Below are 19,722 nucleotides of genomic sequence, written 5' to 3'. Positions count from 1 at the left end.
GGCAGACCTCGACGTCCGGCGCCCCGCGCTGCGCCCTCCATGCGACGGCGCGCTGAGGGCCCATGCCCCCGGACCCTCTCCATGACGACCCCGAACGCCAGCCCCTTTGCGCACCTGCCCGACGGCCCCTGCTACGCCGTCATCTTTTCCTCTCAGCGAAGTGCCGGGCATGACGACGACGGCTACGCCGAGGCCGCCGACCGCATGGTCGAGCTGGCGGCGGCGCAGCCCGGCTTTCTGGGCGTGGAAAGCGCACGCGGCGCCGATGGCTTCGGCATCACGGTCTCGTACTGGGCCAGCGAGGAGGCGATCGCCGCCTGGCGCCGCCATGCCGAGCACGCCGCCGCACGCGCGCAGGGCCGCAGCCGCTGGTACACGGCCTTCGAACTGCGCGTGGCCCGCGTCGAACGGGCCTATGGCAGCGGCCGGCCATGAGCGACCGTCCGGCCGCGCCCACGCACGTACGCGCCGCAACAGCACCGGCGCGCCAGCCGCAGGAAGCGCACACCACCATCCGCGTCGTCTTCGCCCTGCTGCCCGACAGCCTCGCGCTGGACTGGGCCGGGCCCGCCGAGGCGCTGCGCATCGCCAACCGGCTGCTCGAGGCCAGCGGCCGGCCATTGCGTTTCGAGGTGGAATTCGCGGCTGCCCAGCCCGAACTGCGCAGCTCCGTCGGCGTGCAGCTGGCGGGCCTCATGCCGCTGCCCGGCGCCTGGGATGCGCGGGCGACCTGGCTCGTGCTGGTGGGCCTGCCCGGGCGACACATCGACGTCGACACACCCGAGGCGCGTCATCTGCTGCACTGGCTGCGCGGCCAGCGTCTGGAAGCCGGCCAGCTGGAACTGCTGACCATCTGCGGCGGCGCCCTGCTCGCGGCCCACGCGGGCCTGCTGGCGGGCCGGCGCGCCACCACGCACCATCATCACCTCGATGAGCTGAAGGCCAGCGAACCGGCCTGCGAGGTGGTGGCCAACCGGGTATTCGTGCTCGACGCGCCCGTCTTCAGCAGCGCCGGAGTGACCACCGGCATCGACCTCGTGCTGCACCGCATCGGCACGCTGTGCGGCGAGGCGCTGGCAGCCCAGGTGGCGCAGACAATGGTGATGCCGCTGCGGCGCGGCCCGCAGGATCCGGAACTCTCGCCCTTCCTGGCCCACCGCCATCACCTGCATGCCGCCGTGCACCGCGTGCAGGATGCGGTGAGCGAGGCGCCCCAGGCCGACTGGACGGTGCCGGGCATGGCCGCCCTGGCCCACACCTCACCACGGCACCTGACACGCCTGTTCGTCCAGCATGCCGGCGTGGCGCCCCTGACCTACCTGCGGCGCTTGCGGCTCGAGAAGGCGCGGCAGGCCATCGGCGCCGGCGCCAGCGTGACCCAGGCGGCCGAGGCTTCGGGCTTCGGCACGGACACGCAGTTGCGCCGGGCCTGGCATCAGTTCGGGCTGCCGGGCACGCCCGCGCGTCCCTCGGCCGCCTGATCGGGCGCCGCGTCGGCCGCGGCCAGCCAGTCGGCGGCGTGGGCACGCAGCACGTCGATCTGCACCCATACCAGCAGCAGTTCGGTGCGCATCAGCCGAAGGCGGGCCATCACCTCGTCGGCCTCGTCCGCTTGGGGAACGTTGCGACCGGCGTCCGCCTCGGCACCCGCGGCCAGTGCCTCGCGCGCCGGGTGCGGCGGCGCCGTACCCAACCGGCCCGCCTCGACGTCCGCCGCCAACTGTTCCAGCGCCGCGGCAGCCTGCTGGGCGGCCTCGCGCAGCACCGCCACCTGCGGGCCGTCGGGCACCGCGGCACGGTGCGCGCCGAGCGCCGAGAGGTAGCTCAGCAGCGTGTGCGACTGGATCACGAAGCGCACCGCCACGCCTGCGCGGCGGCGGGCGAAGCCGGGCTCGCGGAACATCTCGGTCACGGCCGTGGACAGCGCCGCGTCGGCGTTATGGGCGTTGCGCCGCGCCAGCCGGTAGGCCAGGTCGTCGCGTGCGCCGCTGTCGTACTGGCTCGCGATCTGGCGCAGGTAGGCCGCATGCTGGCGCATGGCCTGCGCGGCGATCTCGTGGATGCGCCGGGCCTGCCAGTGCGGCAGCACCAGCAGCACAGCCAGGCCGGCGATCACGCTGCCGATGGCGGTGTCGATCAGCCGCGGCTCGATCAGGCGCGCGCTGTCGGTGATCTGGTTGAAGCACATCAGCACCAGCAAGGTCATGGCCGCCGTGGCCAGCAGGTAGCGCGTGCTGCGGTTGGCAAAGAACACCACGCCCGCCACCACGGCGAACACCGACTGCAGCAGCGGCTGCGGAAAGAGGTCGATCAGCGCCCAGCCCGCCACCACGCCGAGGGCCGTGCCGGCCACGCGCTGGCCCATGCGCGCGATGGTCTCGCCGTAGCCCGGCTGGCAGACGAAGAGCGTGGTCAGCATGATCCAGTAGCCCTCCTGCAGCTGCACCACATGCATGACGCCATAGCCGGCGGCCAGCGCGACGGCCAGGCGCACGGCATGGCGGAACAGCGGCGAGCGGGGCGTGAGCTGCCGTCGCACACGCGCCAGCGCATCGCGCCAGTCGCGGGCCGAGCGGTCGAACAGGCTCATGTCGGTGCGGCCGAGCCGGGCCGAGGGATGCGCCGTGTCGCTGGCGCCGGCCAGTTGCCCGTCGAGCAGGGCCAGGTTGCGCGCCAGTGCCTCGATGGCCGGCAGCCGTTGCTGCGCGTCGTCACCTGCGGTCGCACGCGCATGGGCGATGGCGCTGCGCAGTTCGGCCAGGGCCTGCACGCTCTGGCCATCCATCACGAAGGGCTCGCGCCGCTCCACCGACCGGGCCAGCTGGCTGCACGCATCGCCCTGCAGCCAGAGCACGCGCTGGCAACGGTAGAGCAGGTCGCTGTGGAAGAAGGCCTCGGCCAGCGCGTTGTAGTCCTCGTGCGAGGAACTGGCGCGCTCGTGCACGTCCTGCGCGATCAGGTAGAGGCCGCGGTAGCGCGCAAGCCGGCCCGTGGGTGCCCGCGGGCCGAGGCGCGAGAAGATGGCTTCCTTGGCATCGTTGAGGGCGGAGACCACCTTTGCATTGAGCCCGGCCAGCGCCAGCCGCTTGCGCTGCACGTCCACGCCGCGCAGCGGCTCGAAGAGCGAGGCCTTGTAGCGCACGTACTCGCCCAGCACGCCATAGACCCGCACCAGCATGGCCTGCACCGGCAGCGAGGGGAACAGCGCGCACCACATCACCGAGATCGCCCCGTACCAGGCCGCGCCGGCCACCAGCAGCAGCGGCTCGCGCCAGTGGTGGCCGGGGCCGTGCGCCGCCACGGCATGCTCCATGCTGATGGTGGCGTACATCGCCAGGATCAACGTGCCATAGGCGATGGCCTTGTAGCGTGCGCCGATGGCGCCCAGCATGGTGATGCCGAAGGCCGCCAGGCAGAACACGCCGATGAACACCCACGACAGGCCGAACAGGGCCTGCACCCCCGCGCCCACGGCTGCGAAGCAGGCCAGCATCACCAGGAGCGCACGCAGCCGGCCGCGCCAGCTGTCGTCGGTCTCGGCCAGCGCGCTGGCGATGGTGCCGAGGAAGAGCGGGATGACCGCATCCTGGTGGCCGGCCAGCCGCGCGCCGGCCATCAGCGTGGCCAGCGCCAGCAGCACGCGCAGGGGTTGCGCGCGCTGGAAGAGCAGCCGCCATTGGCCGCGCAGGCCGTCGATCGAGATCAGGGAGTCCATGGAAGAGCGGGAAGTCGTCCGGGTCACGCAGGATGCATGCCGCAGGTCTGTTGAAGCAGCGCGCCCGTCGATGCAGGCGGGGGCCCGGCGCACCGACAGGCGGTGATGGCCGGCCGGCTCAGCGGGTCGTGAACAGGATGCTCGCCCGCAACCCGCCCGAGCTCGCCGTGGCGGCCAGGCGCATCTGCGCGCCCAGCAGCTTCGCATAGCGGGCGACGATGGACAGGCCCAGGCCCGACCCTTCGCCCAGCTTGCGCCCATCGGTACCCTGGGCCCAGCGGTGCATCAGCGCCTGCCGCTGCACCTCGGGTATCCCGGGTCCGTCGTCGGCCACCGAGAGCACGGGCACCATCGCGCCATCGACCTCCTCCTTCGACAGCTCGATGGTCACGGTCTTGCCGCCGTAGCGCAGGGCGTTGTCGATCAGGTTGTCGAGGATGCCCTCCACCAGCGCCACGCTGCCGTTGATGGTGAAGCCGCCGCTTTCCTGCGCCTCGTCCAGGCCGCGGGCGCCCAGGTCGACGCCGCGGGCGTCGGCACGGGTCAGGTGGCGCAGCACGGCCTCATGGGCCAGTTCGTCGAGCACCACCGGCTCGCGCTGCAGCACGGCATCGGATTCGGCCGCCAGCGCCAGCGCGAGCAACTGGTCGACCAGGTGGCTGGCCCGGGCCTCGCTGTCGGCGATGCGCTGCAACTGTTCGCGCGCGACACCCGGGTCGGAATGGCCCAGGCCGTAATGCGCCAGCGCGCGGATGCCGGCCAATGGCGTGCGCAACTCATGCGCCACATTGCCGGCGAACTCCCGCTGCGCCCGCACGCTGCCGTCCAGGCGGACGAACAGGTCGTTCAGGGCATCGCCCAATTGCGCGACCTCGCGTGTGTCGCCGCCCACGATCACCGGCGACAGGTCGCTGGCGTCGCGTCGGCCGAGGTCCTGCTGGAGCGCGCCCAGCGGGGCCAGCTCCCGTGCGATGCCACGCCACAGCCACCAGGCGAGCACGCCCAGCAGCAGGATCTGCGGCAGCGTCGCATAGAGCGCCAGGCGCCGCAGCAGCGCCGTGCGCGAGCCGGTCGTCTGGGCCACGACCACGGTGAAGTCGCCCGTCCCGGCGGGATGGCGCAGGACCACGGCGCGCAATTGCTTGCCGGCAAAGCGCACGTCCGCCAGATGCCAGGTCGCACCGTCGGCCAGGAAGGGCGTCTGCAGCGTCGGCTCGCCTGAAAGCAGGCTGCCGTCGGGCCGACGGACGGAGAAGTACACCGTCTCCCGCTGGTCGAACAGCAGCGTCGTCATCTCGCGCGCCGTCAGCTGCAACTGCGCGTCGGGCCGGCCCTGGGGCTGGATGTTGGCGGCGATGGCATAGGCATCGTCCACCAGCGCGCGGTCGAAGGCCTGGCGCACGAAGTAGTTGGAGATGGTCAGCACCACCACCGTCCCGGCCAGCCAGGTGAGCGCCAGCGGCAGCATCACCTGCCGCAGCACCCGCGCGCGCAGCGACGGGCGCGGTCGATGCCCGGCCGCCGCAACTGCCGCGGCGGTGGCCGGCCGGGCGCTCAAGCGTCGCCTTCCAGCAGATAGCCGATGCCGCGCAGCGTGCGGATGCCGGCACCGCTGCCGAGCAGCTTCTTGCGCAGGCGCGAGATGAAGGCCTCCAGCGCGTTGTCGCCCAGCGCGTCGTCGAAGCTCGAGAGCTTGTTGGAGAGCACGCGCTTGCTGACGGCGTGGCCCGGCGGGCTCATGAGCTCCCAGAGCACCTCGAATTCGCGGGCCGGCAGGTCCAGCGGCGCACTGCCGATGAAGAAGCGGCGCGCCCGGCGGTCGAGCTTGAGCTGGCCGACCAGCGCCACGTCGTCCGTGCCCTGGGCCCGGCGCACCAGCGCACGCAGGCGGGCGTCGACTTCGGGCAGCTCGAAGGGTTTGCCGAGGTAGTCGTCGGCGCCTGCGTCCAGGCCGGCGATGCGCTCGTCGGTGCGGTTGCGGGCGGTGAGGACCAGCACCGGCGTACGGTCACCGCGGCTGCGCGCCTGGCGCAGCACGGTCAGGCCGCTGCCCAGCGGGCTACCGGGGCCGGGGCCGGCCGGCAGGTTCAGGTCCAGCAGCACGGCATCGAAGGGTTGCACACGCCAGAGGTAATCGGCCTCCTCCATGCTCGCCGCCACATCGACGCGATGCCCGGCATCGGTCAGGCTGCGCAACATCACGTCGCGCAGGGTCGCATCGTCTTCCACCAACAGGATTCGCATGGGGGCGAAGGCTACCCCACCCGAAGGGAAGCTGACCAGAGAAGAGTCAGCTATTGGTCAGGTCGTCGCACGGGGCCGGCGGGGCGGCGGACGGCTTCGGCGTCCTGGACTTCGCGACTGGACGACGCCCGTTCAGGAAATCTCTCGCCTCAGCGCGGCGGCGCGCTCGGCGATGGCGTCGACATCCAGGGCGTCCTCTGCATGGGCGAGGTAGGTGTCGAGATCCTGCACGGCCTGCGCCGTGTGGCCCTGCTCGGCGCAGGCCAGGCCGCGGTCGCGGTACTCGCCCCAGGCCTGCGGCAGGAGCACGATCAGGCGATCCAGAACGGCGATGAGGCGGGCCCAGTCCTCCTGCGCGCTGTGGATCTCCTTCAGGTTGCGCAGCATGCGGGCGATGATCTCCCGCGCCGGCGCGGGCTGCAGGTACAGGCCCAGCGGCACGTCGAACTCGCCCACCAAGCCATTGCTGCGCTTGTAGGGCTCCAGGCGTTCGGCCAGTTCCTCGCGCGACAACGAGCGGCCGGTGAAGGGGTCGATCACCACCTGCCCCTTGGGCAGCGACACCTTCAGCATGAAATGCCCCGGAAAGCTGATGCCGCGCGCATGCAGGTTCAGGCCCTGGGCCAACTCGATCCACAGCACCGCCAGCGAGATCGGGATGCCGCGCCGGGTGCGCAGCACCACATGCAGGAAGCTGTTGTCGGGATCGTAGTAGTCGTTGACGTTGCCGCCGAAACCCAGGTCATGGAAGAAGAACTGGTTCAGCGCCCGCAGCCGCGCCAGCGGCGCTGCGTCCGCCGGCAGACGCCGCTTGAGGCGGGCCAACAGCTGGTCCATGTCGCCCAGCACCTGCTGGACGTCGAGCTCGGGATACTCGTCCTGCGCGAGGCTGGCGGCGGCCTCGAACAAGGGGAAGTGCTCGTCGCTCTGCACCAGCGATTCGAAATAGGCCAGTGGCGTCGGCGTGTCGTATCGAAGAGACATGGGCCTTTGTAGTGGAGCCGCGTCGCCAGCGTCAAGGCAGCCGGCGGAAGCCCCACGGCCACCTCGGCGATGCCCGGAGCCGTGCTTCAGCGCCGCACGAAGCTGCGCAGCCGCAGGCCGCAGGCGGTCAACACACCGAAATACAGCGCCGCCGCCCCCGCCACGAAGGCCGCCAGCAGCCCGATGCGCAGCAGCCGCTGGCTGCGCAGGCCCACCCAGTCGAAACCGTGGGCCCCCCAGACCAGCAGCGCCGTCATCACCACGGTTCCCGCCAGCACCTGCAGCAGGAAGCGGCCCCAGCCCGGCGCCAACCGGTAGCTGCCGCTGCGGCGCAGGCCCACCCACAACGCCAATGCGTTGACCAGTTGCCCCACGCCGATGGCCAGCGTCAGGCCCGCATGCTGCAGCCAGGGCACGAACGCCAGATTGAGCAGCTGGGTGATGGCCAGCGCCGCCAGACTGATGCGCATGGGCGTGCGCATGTCGTGGCGCGCATAGAAACCCGCCGCCAGCACTTTGATCGACACGATGCCCACCAGGCCGACGCCGTAGCCCGCCAGCGCATCCGCCGTGCGCAGCACGCTGGCGTCGTCGAAGGCGCCGTTGTGGAACAGCACCGCCACCAGCGGCACCGGAAACACCAGCAGGGCCGCCGCGCAGGGCAATGCCAGCAGCACGATCAGCCGAAGCCCCCAATCCAGCATGGCGGAATAGCGGTCCGCATCCTGGGCCGCGCGGGCCGCCGCCAGCTGGGGCATCAGCACCACGCCCAGGGCCACGCCCAGCATCGCGCTCGGAAATTCCATCAGCCGGTCGGCATTGGTGATCCAGGTGACGCTGCCGGCGGTCAGGTGCGAGGCGATCTGCGTGTTGATGAGCAGCGACAGCTGCGCGCCGCTGACGCCGATCATGGCCGGCAGCATCAGGCCGAGGATCTTGCGGGTGCCCGGGTCGGCCCAGGCCTCGCGCAGGGCTGCGAAGCGCACCGCCAGCTTCGGCATCAGGCCCAGTCGGCGCAGCGCCGGGATCTGGATCGCCAGCTGCAGCATGCCGCCGACCATCACGCCCACGCACTGGGCGTAGATCGGCTCGATGCCCCAGCGCCGGAACAGCGGCGCGCCCGCCACGATGGAAAGGATCAGCGCGATGTTGAGCAGCACTGGCGACGCCGCCGGCACGGCGAAGCGCTTCCAGGTGTTGAGGATGCCGCCGGCAAAGGCCACCAGCGACATGAACCCGATGTAGGGGAACATCCAGCGCGTCATCACGACGGCGGCATCGAAGCTGCCCGAGCGTTCGAGGCCGCTGGCCATGGCCCAGACCATCAGCGGCGCGGCGACCACGCCCACCACGCACAGCAGCACCAGCGCCCACAGCAGCAGCGTGCCGACGTGGTCGATCAGCTGCCGCGCCCGGTCCTCGCCGCCCTCGGTGCGGGTGGCCGACAGCACCGGCACGAAGGCCTGGCTGAACGCGCCCTCGCCCAGCACGCGCCGGAAGAGATTGGGAATGCGGAAAGCGACGTAGAAGGCGTCGGTCAGCGCGCTCACGCCGAACACCGAGCTCATCAGCACATCGCGCACGAGGCCGGTGATGCGCGAGGCCAGGGTCAGCAGGGAGACGGTGGAAGCGGATTTGAAGAGCGACACGGCGGCGCAGTGTAGGCGGGGCCTTGGGGCGCCGGACTGCGCGGGCCACCGCCTGCTCCCGTGGCCGCCGCTGGCCCGGGCACTCTTGCACGAGGCGAGCAACAAACGGGTGGGCTATACTCGCGGGTTCGCCGCATCATCCCCAGACACTCAAGGAACACAAATATGGCATCCGCCAAGCCCAAGAAGAAGAACCCGCGCCTCGCGTCGGGCCGCAAGCGCGTCCGCCAGGACACCAAACTCAACGCTGCCAACAGCTCGCTGCGCTCCAAGTACCGCACGGCCCTGAAGAACGTCGCCAAGGCCGTTGCCGCTGGCGACCAGGCCAAGGCCACCGAGCTGTTCGCCAAGGCCCAGAGCGTCGTCGACACCATCGCCGACAAGGGCATCTTCCACAAGAACAAGGCCGCGCGCGACAAGAGCCGCCTGGCCGCCAAGGTCAAGGCCCTGGCCACTGCCGCTCCGGCGGCCGCCGCCTGACGGAATTCAGGTCAGCCCGGACTGCCCACAGGCGGTCCGCCGTTTGATCGGGTGCGCTGCAGCGAAAAAAGAAAAACCGCCTTCGGGCGGTTTTTTCGTTTCTGGATCCGGCGACTCCGGAGCAGCAAAGGGGCGAGGCAATCAGCCCTTGGCCGACTTCCCGTCCGGCACCAGGCAGGCCTCGGCCACCTGCAGGTCGTTGTCCTTGGCGAAGTTCATGACGAAATCCCAGGCCATCGGCTCGGACTCCTGGAGGTCGCGGTGGACGACCACGCACTTCACGCCATTGATCACCGTCGGCACGCACCACGGCGAATAGCTGAGGTGCCCCCCGAGGCGGGCACCGCCGGGGCGGAACTGGCTCATCACGCCGGCCAGCCGCTCGGCCCAGTCGCTGGGCCGAAAGGTGCGACCCTGGCTCGTGACGCCCTGGATGAAGACTTCTTTGGCAGAGGGGGAAACCATTGTTCTCGTGTTCGGCGCAGGCGTGTTGCGCCGCACAAGGGATTCTACCCAGCGTGTCCCGCGCGCGACCTCCGCGGGACATGCATCCGATGGGGATCGGGGCGCATGGCAGTGATGCGCAATCCTCAACGAAGGCGTCATGCCCCCACCTAGAATTTCTTCACTTTCAGGAGAACCCATGAGCGCCACTGCCGCCCCCACCTCGCCCCACGTCATGAACACCTATGGCCGGCTGCCCATCGCCCTGGTGCGCGGCCAGGGCTGCCGCGTGTGGGACGTCAATGGCAAGGCCTACCTGGACGGCCTGGGCGGCATCGCCGTCAACACGCTGGGCCACAACCATCCCGAACTCGTGCCGGCGCTGCAGGAACAGCTCACCCAGCTGATCCACACCTCCAACTACTACTACGTGCCCGGCCAGGAAGTGCTGGCCGAGCGCCTGACGGCGCTGTCGGGCATGACCAACGCCTTCTTCTGCTGCACCGGGCTGGAGGCCAACGAGGCCGCCATCAAGCTGGCCCGCAAGTTCGGCCACGACAAGGGCATCGAGCGGCCGGAGATCGTGGTGTACGAGCATGCCTTCCACGGCCGCAGCCTGGCCACGCTGTCGGCCACCGGCAATCCGAAGATCCAGAAAGGCTTCGGCCCGCTGGTCGAGGGCTTCATCCGCGTGCCGCTCAACGACATCGAGGCGCTGAAGAAGGCGACCGAAGGCAACCCAAACGTGGTGGCCGTGATGTTCGAGACCATCCAGGGCGAAGGCGGCATCCACCCGATGCGCTGGGACTACCTGCAGCAGGTGCGGGCTCTGTGCGACGCCAACGACTGGCTGATGATGATCGACGAGATCCAGACCGGCATCGGCCGCACCGGGAAGTGGTTCGCGCACCAGTGGGCCGGCATCGTGCCGGACGTGATGTCGCTGGCCAAGGGCCTGGGTTCCGGCGTGCCGGTGGGCGCGGTGGTGGCCGGCCCCAAGGCCGCGAACATCTTCCAGCCGGGCAACCACGGCACCACCTTCGGCGGCAATCCGCTGGCCATGCGCGCCGGCATCGAGACGCTGCGCATCATGGAGAAGGACGGCCTGCTGCAGAACGCTGCCGATGTCGGTGCCCATCTCAAGGGCGCCCTGCAGGCTGCCTTCGAAGGCGTGGCGGGCGTGAAGGAAGTGCGCGGCCAGGGCCTGATGCTGGGCATCGAGCTCGACCGGCCCGCCGGCGCCGTGCTGACCCGTGCCTGCGACGCCGGCCTGCTGCTGTCGGTGACGGCAGACAGCGTGATCCGCCTGGTGCCGCCGCTCGTCCTCACCGTGGCCGAGGCCGACGAGATCGTCGCCCTCCTCGCCCCCATCGTGAAAGCCTTCCTGGCCGAGCCGGCACAATAAGCCCATGAGCCTTCCTGCGATCCGCCACTACCTCCAGTTCAGCGACTTCACGGCCGACGAGTACGCGTACCTGTTCCGACGCGCGGCGCTCATCAAGAAGAAGTTCAAGACCTACGAGAAGCACCACACGCTGGCGGATCGCACACTGGCCATGATCTTCGAGAAGGCCAGCACCCGCACCCGCGTGAGCTTCGAGGCCGGCATGTACCAGCTCGGCGGCAGCGTCGTGCACCTGACCACCGGCGACAGCCAATTGGGTCGCGCCGAGCCCATCGAGGACAGCGCCAAGGTCATCAGCCGCATGACCGACCTGGTGATGATCCGCACCTACGAGCAGGAGAAGATCGAACGCTTCGCCGCCAACTCGCGGGTGCCGGTCATCAACGGCCTGACCAACGAATTCCATCCCTGCCAGATCCTGGCCGACCTGTTCACCTACCTGGAGCACCGCGGTCTCGGCGCCGACGGCACGCCGGACCCCGAGGCGCTGCGCGGCAAGACCGTGGCCTGGGTGGGCGACGGCAACAACATGGCCAACACCTGGCTGCAGGCGGCCGAGATCCTCGGCTTTGCAGTGCACGTGAGCACGCCCAGTGGCTACGAGGTGGACCAGGCTGTCGCCGGCATCCGCTCCGGCGACAGCTACAAGGTCTTCAAGGACCCGATGGACGCCTGTCGCGACGCGCACCTGGTCACCACCGATGTGTGGACCAGCATGGGCTACGAGGCCGAGAACGAGCAGCGCCGCCAGGCCTTCGCCGACTGGTGCGTGGACGAGGCCATGATGGCCGTGGCCCAGCCCGACGCCCTCTTCATGCACTGCCTGCCCGCCCACCGCGGCGAGGAGGTCACGGGCGAGGTCATCGACGGTCCCCAATCGGTGGTCTGGGACGAGGCCGAGAACCGCATGCATGTGCAGAAGGCACTCATGGAGTACCTGCTGCTCGGCCGCATCGGCTGACGCTGCCCCGCCGCCTCCATGAGCCCCTGCCAGAGCTGCGGCGCCTGCTGCGCCAGCTACCGCGTCGACTTCAGCATCTACGAACTGGACGACATGGGCGGCACGGTCCCCGCCGGCCTGACGGTGGAAGTCAATGGCGCCACCTGCCGGATGCGGGGCACGGACCATGTGCCGATCCGCTGTGCTGCCCTCACCGGCAAGGTCGGCCAGTCCGTGGGCTGCGGCATCTACGAATGGCGGCCGAATCCTTGCCGCGAACTGGAAGCCGGCAGCTACGGCTGCGAGAAGGCACGCGCGCGGCACGGCCTGCCGGCCCTCGAAGGCTGACAAGGTGTGAACGAACCCGCCATGCCCGCTCGGCCACGCCGGCTTCATTCACACCTTGAGAGGCCGGCCCCTGACGCACGGGGCCCCGCAGGCGGGCCGCCCCTTTGCTCGCGTTGGGAATAACCGACACCACGCCCGCCGCGCCAGCGCTATGGTCCGGGCCATGTCTGCCACCTCTCCCCGTCTCTGGGACATTTCCCCTCCCGTCTACGTCGGCGCGCCGGTGTTTCCCGGCGACACGCCCTATGCCCAGCAATGGGCCGCGACGCTGGGCCCGGGCTGCCCGGTCAACGTCAGCCAGATCACGATGTCGCCGCACGTGGGCGCGCACGCCGACGCGCCCCTGCACTACGCGGCCGACGGCGCCACCATCGGCCAGGTGGACCTGGACGCCTTCCTCGGCCCCTGCCGCGTCATCCATGCCATCGGCGCCGCGCCGCTCATCGAATGGCGTCACATTGCCCATGCCATCGATGACCGGCTGCCGCCACGGGTGCTGGTGCGCACCTACGACCAGGCGCCGGTGGACCGATGGGACCCGGCCCTTCCTGCCTACGCGCCCGAGACGGTCGAGCGCCTGGCCGCGCTCGGCGTGCGTCTGATCGGCATCGACACGGCCAGCATCGACCCGGCCGACAGCAAGGCCCTGCCCAGCCACCAGACCATCCGGCGCCACGACATGCGGGTGCTGGAGAACCTGGTGCTCGACGCCGTGCCCGAAGGGGACTACGAGTTGATCGCGCTGCCGCTCAAGCTGGTGGAGGCGGACGCCTCGCCGGTGCGCGCCGTGCTGCGTGCGCTCGGCTGACGGCCCTCAGGCCGGCACCATGGCGTAGGCCACGATCTCGATCTTCATGCCTGGCACCACCAGCGCCGCCACGGCGGCGCTGGAGCGGTTGGGATACGGCGCCTCGAAGAACTCGCGGTAGACCGCGTCGATGGCCGGCATGTCCGCCACATCGGTCATGTAGATCAGCACCTGCGTCACATCGGCCATCGTGCCGCCGGCTGCCTGCACGGCGCGCCGGAGGTTCTCGAAGGTCAGGCGCGTCTGCGCCTCGATCGTCCCGGTGTCGATGGTCCCGTCGGTGCGGACGGGCCCATGCGCGGTGAACAGCATCGCGCCCGTGGCCTTCACGGCCCACGAAAAAGGTTGCTTGAGCGCCGGCAGACCCACATCGATCACTTGCTTCATCACAGCTCCAGATGTTCCATACATAAAACGACGTTTATTTTATGGTCACCGTTGGGAATAAGCGACACAACGCATTTTTTGACAGTGATAACTTCCCCGCTTCGCTCCGCAGCGCCCTGTACTACGCCGCTCGTCCCCGAGCGGGGCAGCCCGCCCGGCCCGCAGCTTGCATCGTCCGTGCCGCCCTCCGCCCACGGACCGCACCACCGAAAGCCACGCCATGTTCGAACACATTCCCGCCTACCCCGGTGACCCGATCCTCTCGCTGATGGAGGACTTCCAGCGCGACACGCGGCCCAACAAGGTGTCCCTGAGCATCGGCATCTATTTCGACGACGACGGCCGCCTGCCGGTGATGAAGGCCGTGCGCACGGCCGAGACCGCGCTGCTGCAGGAGATCGGTCCACGCTCCTACCTGCCCATGGAAGGCATGGCCGACTACCGCGCCGCCGTGCAGAAGCTGGCCTTCGGCCCCACGCACGAGGCCGTCACCAGCGGCCGTGTCGCCACCATCCAGACCATCGGCGGCTCCGGCGGTCTGAAGGTGGGTGGCGACTTCCTCAAGCGCTACTTCGGCGATTCGCAGGTGTGGGTGAGCGACCCGACCTGGGAGAACCACCGCGCCATGTTCGAGGGTGCCGGCTTCCAGGTGAACCTGTACCCCTACTACGACCCGGCCACCGGCGGCCTGCGCTTCGAGGACATGCTGGCGGCCTTCAAGACGCTGCCCGCTCGCAGCATCGTGCTGATGCACGCCAGCTGTCACAACCCCACGGGCGTCGACCTGTCGCAGGACCAGTGGAAGCAGCTGATCCCCGTGATCGCCGAGCGCGGCCTGATTCCCTATGTGGACATGGCCTACCAGGGCTTCGGCGATGGCCTGGTCGAGGACGCCTTCGCGCCGCGCGCGCTGGCCGATGCGGGCGTTCGCTTCTTCCTGGCCAACTCCTTCTCCAAGAGCTTCTCGCTGTACGGCGAGCGCTGCGGCGGCCTGTCGGTGGTGTGCGGCTCGGCCGAGGAAGCCGGCCGGGTGCTGGGCCAGCTCAAGAGCTCGGTGCGCGCCAACTATTCCAGCCCGCCGACGCATGGCGCGCGCATCGTGACGCGCGTGCTGAGCACGCCCGAGCTCTACGCCCAGTGGGACGCCGAGCTCGCCGAGATGCGCGGCCGCATCAAGGCCATGCGCGAGGCGCTGCATGCCACGCTGGCCGACCGCCTGCCCGGCCGCGACTTCGGCTACTTCCTGACCCAGCGCGGCATGTTCAGCTACACGGGCCTCACGCCCGAGCAGGTGGACCGCCTGCGCGAAGAGCATGCGGTGTACCTGGTGCGCTCGGGCCGCATGTGCATCGCCGGCCTGTCGACCAAGAACGTGGCCTACGTCGCCCAGGCCATGGCCGCCGTGCTGGACTGACCCCACCCCTCCCAGGAGCCTTGCGATGAATTCCTCGACATCCGCCGGCCCGGCGGAGGGCGGAGCACTGCCCGAACAGATCGTCCATGAAGAAAAGGCCCAGCTCGACTTCAGCCAGTCGATGAGCTACGGCGACTACCTTCACCTCGACGAGATCCTGAGCGCCCAGCATCCGCTGTCGCCCACGCATGACGAGCTGCTGTTCATCATTCAGCACCAGACCAGCGAGCTGTGGATGAAGCTCATGCTGCACGAGCTGACGGCCGCCACGGCGGCCATCGCCAACCCGAGCGAGAACACCAAGCCCGAGGCCTTCAAGATGCTGGCGCGGGTGACACGCATCATGGAGCAGCTGGTGGGCGCGTGGACGGTGCTCTCGACCATGACGCCGCCCGAGTACACCGCCATGCGGCCCTACCTGGCCAATTCCAGCGGCTTCCAGAGCGCGCAGTACCGCTGCATCGAGTTCGCGCTGGGCAACAAGAACGCCGCCATGCTCAAGCCGCATGCCCACCGGCCGCACCTGTTGGCCATGGTGGACGCCGCATGGCGCCGCCCTTCGCTCTACGACGAGACCCTGCGACTGATGGCCCGCGAGGGCCTCGCCATTCCGGCCGACAAGCTCGAGCGCGACTGGACCCAGCCCTACACCGCGAGCGAGGCCGTCCAGGAGGCCTGGCTCACGGTCTACCGCGACCCGAAGGCGCACTGGGACCTGTACCAGCTGGGCGAGAAGCTCACCGACATCGAGGACGCCTTCCGCCTCTGGCGCTTCCGCCATGTGACGACGGTGGAGCGGGTGATCGGCTTCAAGCGCGGCACTGGCGGCACCGGCGGGGTGAGCTACCTGCGCAAGATGCTGGACGTGGTGCTGTTCCCTGAGCTCTGGACGCTGAGGACGGAGCTTTAGCACCCCATGCCGCTTCGCGGCCATTTGATTCTCTCGCTGCGGTGGTTCCAGGCGAGGCGGGCGACCTGACGGCGACTCCGCTCCCCTCATCCGGCGTACAGCCAGGGCTGGTCCATCAGCGCAGGACCGGCCAGCCGCATCACCATGTCGCGGCCCCAGCGTGCCGGGCCCCCCAGATGGAAGATCCGCCCATTGCGCCTTGCGCGGGCCTGGACCTGCGCGGTGCGCGCCCAGCGCCGCTGCGCATAGTGCTGTAGCGCCTGCGGCACCTGCGCCGGCCCGCTTCCCCTCAGCAACTCGGCCAATTCGACGGCGTCCTCGATGGCCATGCCGGCACCCTGTGCCAGGTACGGCAGCATGGGGTGCGCCGCGTCGCCCAGCAGCGCCACACGCCCGTCGACCATCTCCTGCGGTCCGGCCAGCGGCGTCCTGTCGCACAACGTCCAGGCTCGCCACGCCGGAACGGCGTCGAGCAGCGCCCGCAGCGGCTGACCGACATGGCCGCTGGCACGGTCGAGCGCGGCGCGGCTGGCGGCCTGATCCCACTCTCGCGCGTCGGCATCGGCCTCGTCCAGCGGCGATTCGGCCAGCACCACCAGGTTGAGCCATTCGCCGCCACGCACCGGATAGGCCACGGCGTGCAATCGCGGCGCCAGCCAGACGTCCACCTGCCGGCTGCACAGCGCAGCGGGCAGGGTGTCCTGCTTCAGCAGCGCACGGAAGGCCATGTGCCCCGTCGGCCGGGCCGGCGCCGCGTCGGGCCAGATGCGCGGCCGGACACGGCCCCACACCCCGTCCGCGCCGATGAGCGCATCGCCCTCCCACGCACGGCCATCCTCGGTGGCGGCGCAGACGAATTCGTCGCCGCGGGTGGACAGGCGCTCGATGCGGGCGCCCGTGCCGAGCGTCACCGCGCCCGCGGCCTGCGTGCGCACGGCCTCCAGCAGCAGGCCGTGCAGATCGGCACGATGGATCGTGAAGTACGGCGCGCCGTAGCGCTGTTCCATGGCGCCTGCGAGCGGCATGGCGGCGATGCGGGCGCCCGTCAGCGCCGACGAGACGCACAGCCGCTCGGGGCGGGCCACGACGGCCTCCAGCGCCTCATCGAGGCCCAGGGCCCGCAGCCTGCGCACGACGTTCGGGCCCAGCTGGATGCCCGCGCCCACCTCGCTGAAGGCGAGCGCCTGCTCCATCAGGTCTGCCGTGTGGCCGGCCCGCGCCAGGGCCAAGGCGGCGGTCAGACCGCCGATGCCGCCGCCGACGATGAGGGAATGGATGCGCATGCGCTCGTGGATCCCAAAAAGTCCACGATTCTCGGCCCGCCGACGCCGGCCGGGCTGCGCTGGATCAGCGGCGCGCCGACGGCGAGGCGCCGTCGCGGCCCGCGACGGGCGTCGGCCCGCAGGTGCCGCAGCTGTCGCAGGAACCGCAGCCGCCCGCCTGGCCCAGGGAGCGGGCCACCTTGGCCTCGCGCTCCTCACGCACCAGGCCGCTGCGCGCCATCCAGCGCGCCATGCGGGGCGCGAGCGACCGGCGCCAGCCGGCCGGCATCCAGTGCCAGGCGGCATAGACGGCGGCCACGAGGACGATCAGGGCAACGACGGCGTTCTGCATGACTCGGATCTCCGCAAGAGGAGCGTCAGCCGGCCCCGAGGGCCACTGCGACGCGGTAGGTGATGAAGCAGGCCACGTAGGCCAGCCCGAACAGGTAGCCGGCCATGATGAAGACCTGCTTCCAGCTGTTGGTCTCGCGCTTCACGGTGGCCAGCGTCGAGATGCACTGCGGCGCGAACACGAACCACACCAGCAGCGAGAGGGCCGTGGCCAGCGACCAGCTGCCGGCGATCAGCGGCTCCAGCGCGCCCGCCACCTCTTCGCCGGTGGCCGAGAGCGCGTACACCGTGCCCAGGGCGCCCACGGCCACTTCGCGCGCGGCCATGCCGGGCACCAGGGCGATGGAGATCTGCCAGTTGAAGCCGATGGGCGCAAAGATGTACTCCAGCAACTGGCCCAGCCGGCCGGCGAAGCTGTACTCGATGGCCGGGCCGGTGGCACCGGCGGGCGGCGCCGGGTAGCTGGACAGGAACCACAGCAGGATGGTGAGCGTGAGGATGATGGTGCCCACGCGGCGCAGGAAGATCCACGCCCGCTCCCACAGCCCCAGCAGCAGGTTGCGCAGGTTGGGCCAGCGGTAGGCCGGCAACTCCATCAGCAGCGGCGAGTGGCCCTGTTGCGTGCGCAGCCGCTTGAGCACCCAGGCCACGGCCATGGCCGAGACGATGCCGAAGACATACAGCAGGAACAGCACCACGCCCTGCAGGTTGAAGATGCCCAGCACCTCGCGCTGCGGGATGAAGGCGCCGATCAGCAGCGCATACACCGGCAGCCGGGCCGAGCAGGTCATCAGCGGCGCGATCAGGATGGTCGTCAGCCGGTCGCGCCAGTTGCTGATGGTCCGCGTGGCCATGATGCCGGGGATGGCGCAGGCGAAGCTGGACAGCAGCGGAATGAAGGAGCGGCCCGACAGGCCCACCGTGCCCATCACCCGGTCCAGCAGGAAGGCGGCACGCGGCAGGTAGCCCGAGTCCTCCAGCGCCAGGATGAAGAGGAACAGGATCAGGATCTGCGGCAGGAAGACCAGCACGCCGCCCACGCCCGCCACCACGCCGTCGACCAGAAGGCTGCGCAGCGGGCCCTCGGCCATGGCGCCCTGAATCCAGCCGCCGATGGCGTCGGTGCCGGCCTTGATGGCGTCCATGGGCACGGCGGCCCAGCTGAACACGGCCTGGAACATCAGGAACAGCGTCACGGCCAGCACCAGCATGCCCCACACAGGATGCAGCACCACGCGGTCGATGCGGTCGCTGGTGGCCAGGCTGCCCTGCGGCGTCTGCACCGCAAGGTCGAGGATGCGGCGCACTTCCTTGTGCGAGGCCAGCACGTCGTCCATCGACGGCGCCTCCCAGGGCAGCGGCGAGGCGGCCGGCACCGGCGCGTCGAGGGCCGCCAGCAGTTCGGTGGCCCCGTGGCGGCGCACGCCCACCGTGCGGATCACCGGGATGCCCAGCTCGCGCGAGAGGATGTCGGTGTCGACGCGGATGCCCTGGCGCTCGGCCATGTCGGTCATGTTCAGCGCCATCACCATCGGCACGCCCAGGCGCTTGGCCTCGAGCACCAGGCGCAGGTTCAGCCGCAGGTTGGTGGCGTCGGTTACGCACACCAGCAGGTCGGGCAGCTGGTCGCGGCGGCCGGTGACGACGTCGCGCGTCACCGCCTCGTCGGCCGACAGCGCATTGAGGCTGTAGGCACCGGGCAGATCCAGCACCGCCACGTGGCGACCGCCGGGTGTGCGCAGTTCGCCTTCCTTGCGCTCGACGGTCACGCCGGCGTAGTTGGCCACCTTCTGGCGGCTGCCGGTCAGCAGATTGAACAGGGCCGTCTTGCCGCAGTTGGGGTTGCCGAGCAGCGCCACGCGGCGCGGCGGGTTGGGCGACTGGAACGCGATGCTTGCCTCAGCCATGGGCGGCCTCCGCGGGTGCGACGTGGATCAGTGCGGCCTCGTAGCGCCGCAGGGCGAAGGTGGTGTGGCCCAGGCGCACGGCCAGCGGCTCGCGGCCGGGGTGACCACTGGCCACCACGCAGACGCGCTCGCCGGGGACGAAGCCGATTTCGGTCAGGCGCAGCGCCAGGTCGCGGTCGTCCGCGGCTTCGCCGCGGGCGACATCCATCACGGTCGCCCATTGGCGGTCGGGCAGTTGGTCGAGCGGCAGAAAGGCGGCCGGTGCGCGCGAGGCAGAGGTGGACACGGAAGCAATGGGCCCCGCCGCAAGGCGAAGCTCTCTCGGGCAAAAGCCAGATGCTAACAATTTTCAATTGCAAGCAGGAGCCCCGGGGATCAGAAACCGCGTTGCCATTCGGCAATGCTGGCCAACGCCGGCCGCGCAAAACAAAGGCCGCGGACCGGCGTTCCCCGTTCCGCGGCCTTGCTGGCACC

20 protein-coding genes are annotated in these 19,722 nt (G+C 70.2%); 9 read left to right on the top strand and 11 right to left on the bottom strand.

Annotated elements, in window-relative coordinates; all coding sequences use genetic code 11:
• Positions 1-81: 81 nt before the first annotated feature.
• Positions 82-435 (top strand): antibiotic biosynthesis monooxygenase family protein, encoded by a 354-nt coding sequence (locus L0984_RS21225; protein WP_234196166.1) that lies wholly within the window; start codon positions 82-84, stop codon positions 433-435.
• Complete coding sequence (locus tag L0984_RS21220) at positions 432-1,481, top strand: GlxA family transcriptional regulator (protein ID WP_234196164.1); 1,050 nt, start codon at positions 432-434, stop codon at positions 1,479-1,481. Before L0984_RS21225 ends, L0984_RS21220 begins: the two co-directional genes overlap by 4 nt.
• Here L0984_RS21220 and yccS read toward each other — a convergent pair.
• The 5 genes from yccS to murJ form a co-directional block, all read right to left on the bottom strand.
• Complete coding sequence (yccS, locus tag L0984_RS21215) at positions 1,436-3,715, bottom strand: YccS family putative transporter (protein WP_234196162.1); 2,280 nt, start codon at positions 3,713-3,715, stop codon at positions 1,436-1,438. The genes L0984_RS21220 and yccS overlap by 46 nt on opposite strands.
• A gap of 118 nt (positions 3,716-3,833) precedes the next feature.
• Complete coding sequence (locus L0984_RS21210; protein ID WP_234196160.1) at positions 3,834-5,273, bottom strand: sensor histidine kinase; 1,440 nt, start codon at positions 5,271-5,273, stop codon at positions 3,834-3,836.
• Positions 5,270-5,959, bottom strand: a complete 690-nt coding sequence (locus L0984_RS21205; RefSeq protein WP_076507850.1) for a response regulator transcription factor — start codon at positions 5,957-5,959, stop codon at positions 5,270-5,272. The genes L0984_RS21210 and L0984_RS21205 overlap by 4 nt, the downstream gene beginning before the upstream one ends.
• 132 nt (positions 5,960-6,091) lie before the next feature.
• The gene (locus L0984_RS21200; protein WP_234196159.1) at positions 6,092-6,943 is read right to left on the bottom strand and encodes a SirB1 family protein; all 852 of its coding nucleotides are present in this window, start codon (positions 6,941-6,943) and stop codon (positions 6,092-6,094) included.
• Positions 6,944-7,029: 86 nt separating this feature from the next.
• A complete protein-coding gene (gene murJ / locus L0984_RS21195) occupies positions 7,030-8,592 on the bottom strand; it encodes a murein biosynthesis integral membrane protein MurJ (protein WP_234196156.1) in 1,563 nt (520 codons plus the stop codon).
• Between the two features lie 165 nt (positions 8,593-8,757).
• Between murJ and rpsT the strand changes: the two genes are divergently transcribed.
• On the top strand, positions 8,758-9,072 hold the full coding sequence (gene rpsT / locus L0984_RS21190; RefSeq protein WP_017761815.1) for a 30S ribosomal protein S20: 315 nt from the start codon (positions 8,758-8,760) through the stop codon (positions 9,070-9,072).
• A gap of 141 nt (positions 9,073-9,213) precedes the next feature.
• Here the strand turns inward: rpsT and L0984_RS21185 are convergent, their stop codons facing one another.
• The gene (locus tag L0984_RS21185; RefSeq protein WP_234196155.1) at positions 9,214-9,537 is read right to left on the bottom strand and encodes a DUF3579 domain-containing protein; all 324 of its coding nucleotides are present in this window, start codon (positions 9,535-9,537) and stop codon (positions 9,214-9,216) included.
• Positions 9,538-9,715: 178 nt separating this feature from the next.
• On the opposite strand from L0984_RS21185, the gene L0984_RS21180 reads away from it, so the two are divergent.
• From L0984_RS21180 to kynB, 4 genes are all read left to right on the top strand, one after another.
• Positions 9,716-10,921, top strand: a complete 1,206-nt coding sequence (locus L0984_RS21180; protein ID WP_234196153.1) for an aspartate aminotransferase family protein — start codon at positions 9,716-9,718, stop codon at positions 10,919-10,921.
• Between the two features lie 4 nt (positions 10,922-10,925).
• Positions 10,926-11,882: an ornithine carbamoyltransferase gene (gene argF / locus L0984_RS21175; protein ID WP_234196151.1), complete on the top strand. Its 957-nt coding sequence runs from the start codon at positions 10,926-10,928 to the stop codon at positions 11,880-11,882.
• A gap of 18 nt (positions 11,883-11,900) precedes the next feature.
• Entirely contained in the window at positions 11,901-12,209 is a 309-nt protein-coding gene (locus L0984_RS21170; protein WP_017761819.1) for a YkgJ family cysteine cluster protein, read from the top strand.
• Between the two features lie 163 nt (positions 12,210-12,372).
• The gene (gene kynB / locus L0984_RS21165) at positions 12,373-13,017 is read left to right on the top strand and encodes an arylformamidase (protein WP_234196149.1); all 645 of its coding nucleotides are present in this window, start codon (positions 12,373-12,375) and stop codon (positions 13,015-13,017) included.
• A 6-nt stretch (positions 13,018-13,023) separates the two neighbouring features.
• Here kynB and L0984_RS21160 read toward each other — a convergent pair whose 3' ends face one another.
• A complete protein-coding gene (locus L0984_RS21160; RefSeq protein ID WP_017761821.1) occupies positions 13,024-13,404 on the bottom strand; it encodes a RidA family protein in 381 nt (126 codons plus the stop codon).
• A gap of 220 nt (positions 13,405-13,624) precedes the next feature.
• Between L0984_RS21160 and L0984_RS21155 the strand changes: the two genes are divergently transcribed.
• Entirely contained in the window at positions 13,625-14,818 is a 1,194-nt protein-coding gene (locus L0984_RS21155) for an amino acid aminotransferase (protein ID WP_234196147.1), read from the top strand.
• Between the two features lie 25 nt (positions 14,819-14,843).
• Entirely contained in the window at positions 14,844-15,728 is an 885-nt protein-coding gene (kynA, locus tag L0984_RS21150; protein ID WP_234196145.1) for a tryptophan 2,3-dioxygenase, read from the top strand.
• An 86-nt stretch (positions 15,729-15,814) separates the two neighbouring features.
• Here kynA and L0984_RS21145 read toward each other — a convergent pair whose 3' ends face one another.
• From L0984_RS21145 to L0984_RS21130, 4 genes are all read right to left on the bottom strand, one after another.
• Positions 15,815-17,011, bottom strand: a complete 1,197-nt coding sequence (locus L0984_RS21145; protein WP_234196143.1) for an FAD-dependent monooxygenase — start codon at positions 17,009-17,011, stop codon at positions 15,815-15,817.
• A 64-nt stretch (positions 17,012-17,075) separates the two neighbouring features.
• On the bottom strand, positions 17,076-17,342 hold the full coding sequence (locus L0984_RS21140) for a DUF6587 family protein (protein ID WP_234196141.1): 267 nt from the start codon (positions 17,340-17,342) through the stop codon (positions 17,076-17,078).
• A gap of 25 nt (positions 17,343-17,367) precedes the next feature.
• Positions 17,368-19,248 carry a ferrous iron transport protein B gene (feoB, locus tag L0984_RS21135; protein WP_234196139.1) on the bottom strand — a complete coding sequence of 627 codons (1,881 nt, stop codon included), beginning with the start codon at positions 19,246-19,248 and terminating at the stop codon, positions 17,368-17,370.
• Entirely contained in the window at positions 19,241-19,534 is a 294-nt protein-coding gene (locus tag L0984_RS21130) for a FeoA family protein (RefSeq protein WP_234196137.1), read from the bottom strand. The genes feoB and L0984_RS21130 overlap by 8 nt, the downstream gene beginning before the upstream one ends.
• Between the last annotated feature and the right edge of the window lie 188 nt (positions 19,535-19,722).

Origin of the sequence: Pseudacidovorax sp. NFM-22, assembly GCF_021401245.1 — a bacterium.
Lineage (GTDB): Bacteria > Pseudomonadota > Gammaproteobacteria > Burkholderiales > Burkholderiaceae_C > Xenophilus.
Note: the sequence above shows the minus strand (reverse complement) of the source record. Positions and strands in the feature narration are given on the sequence as shown.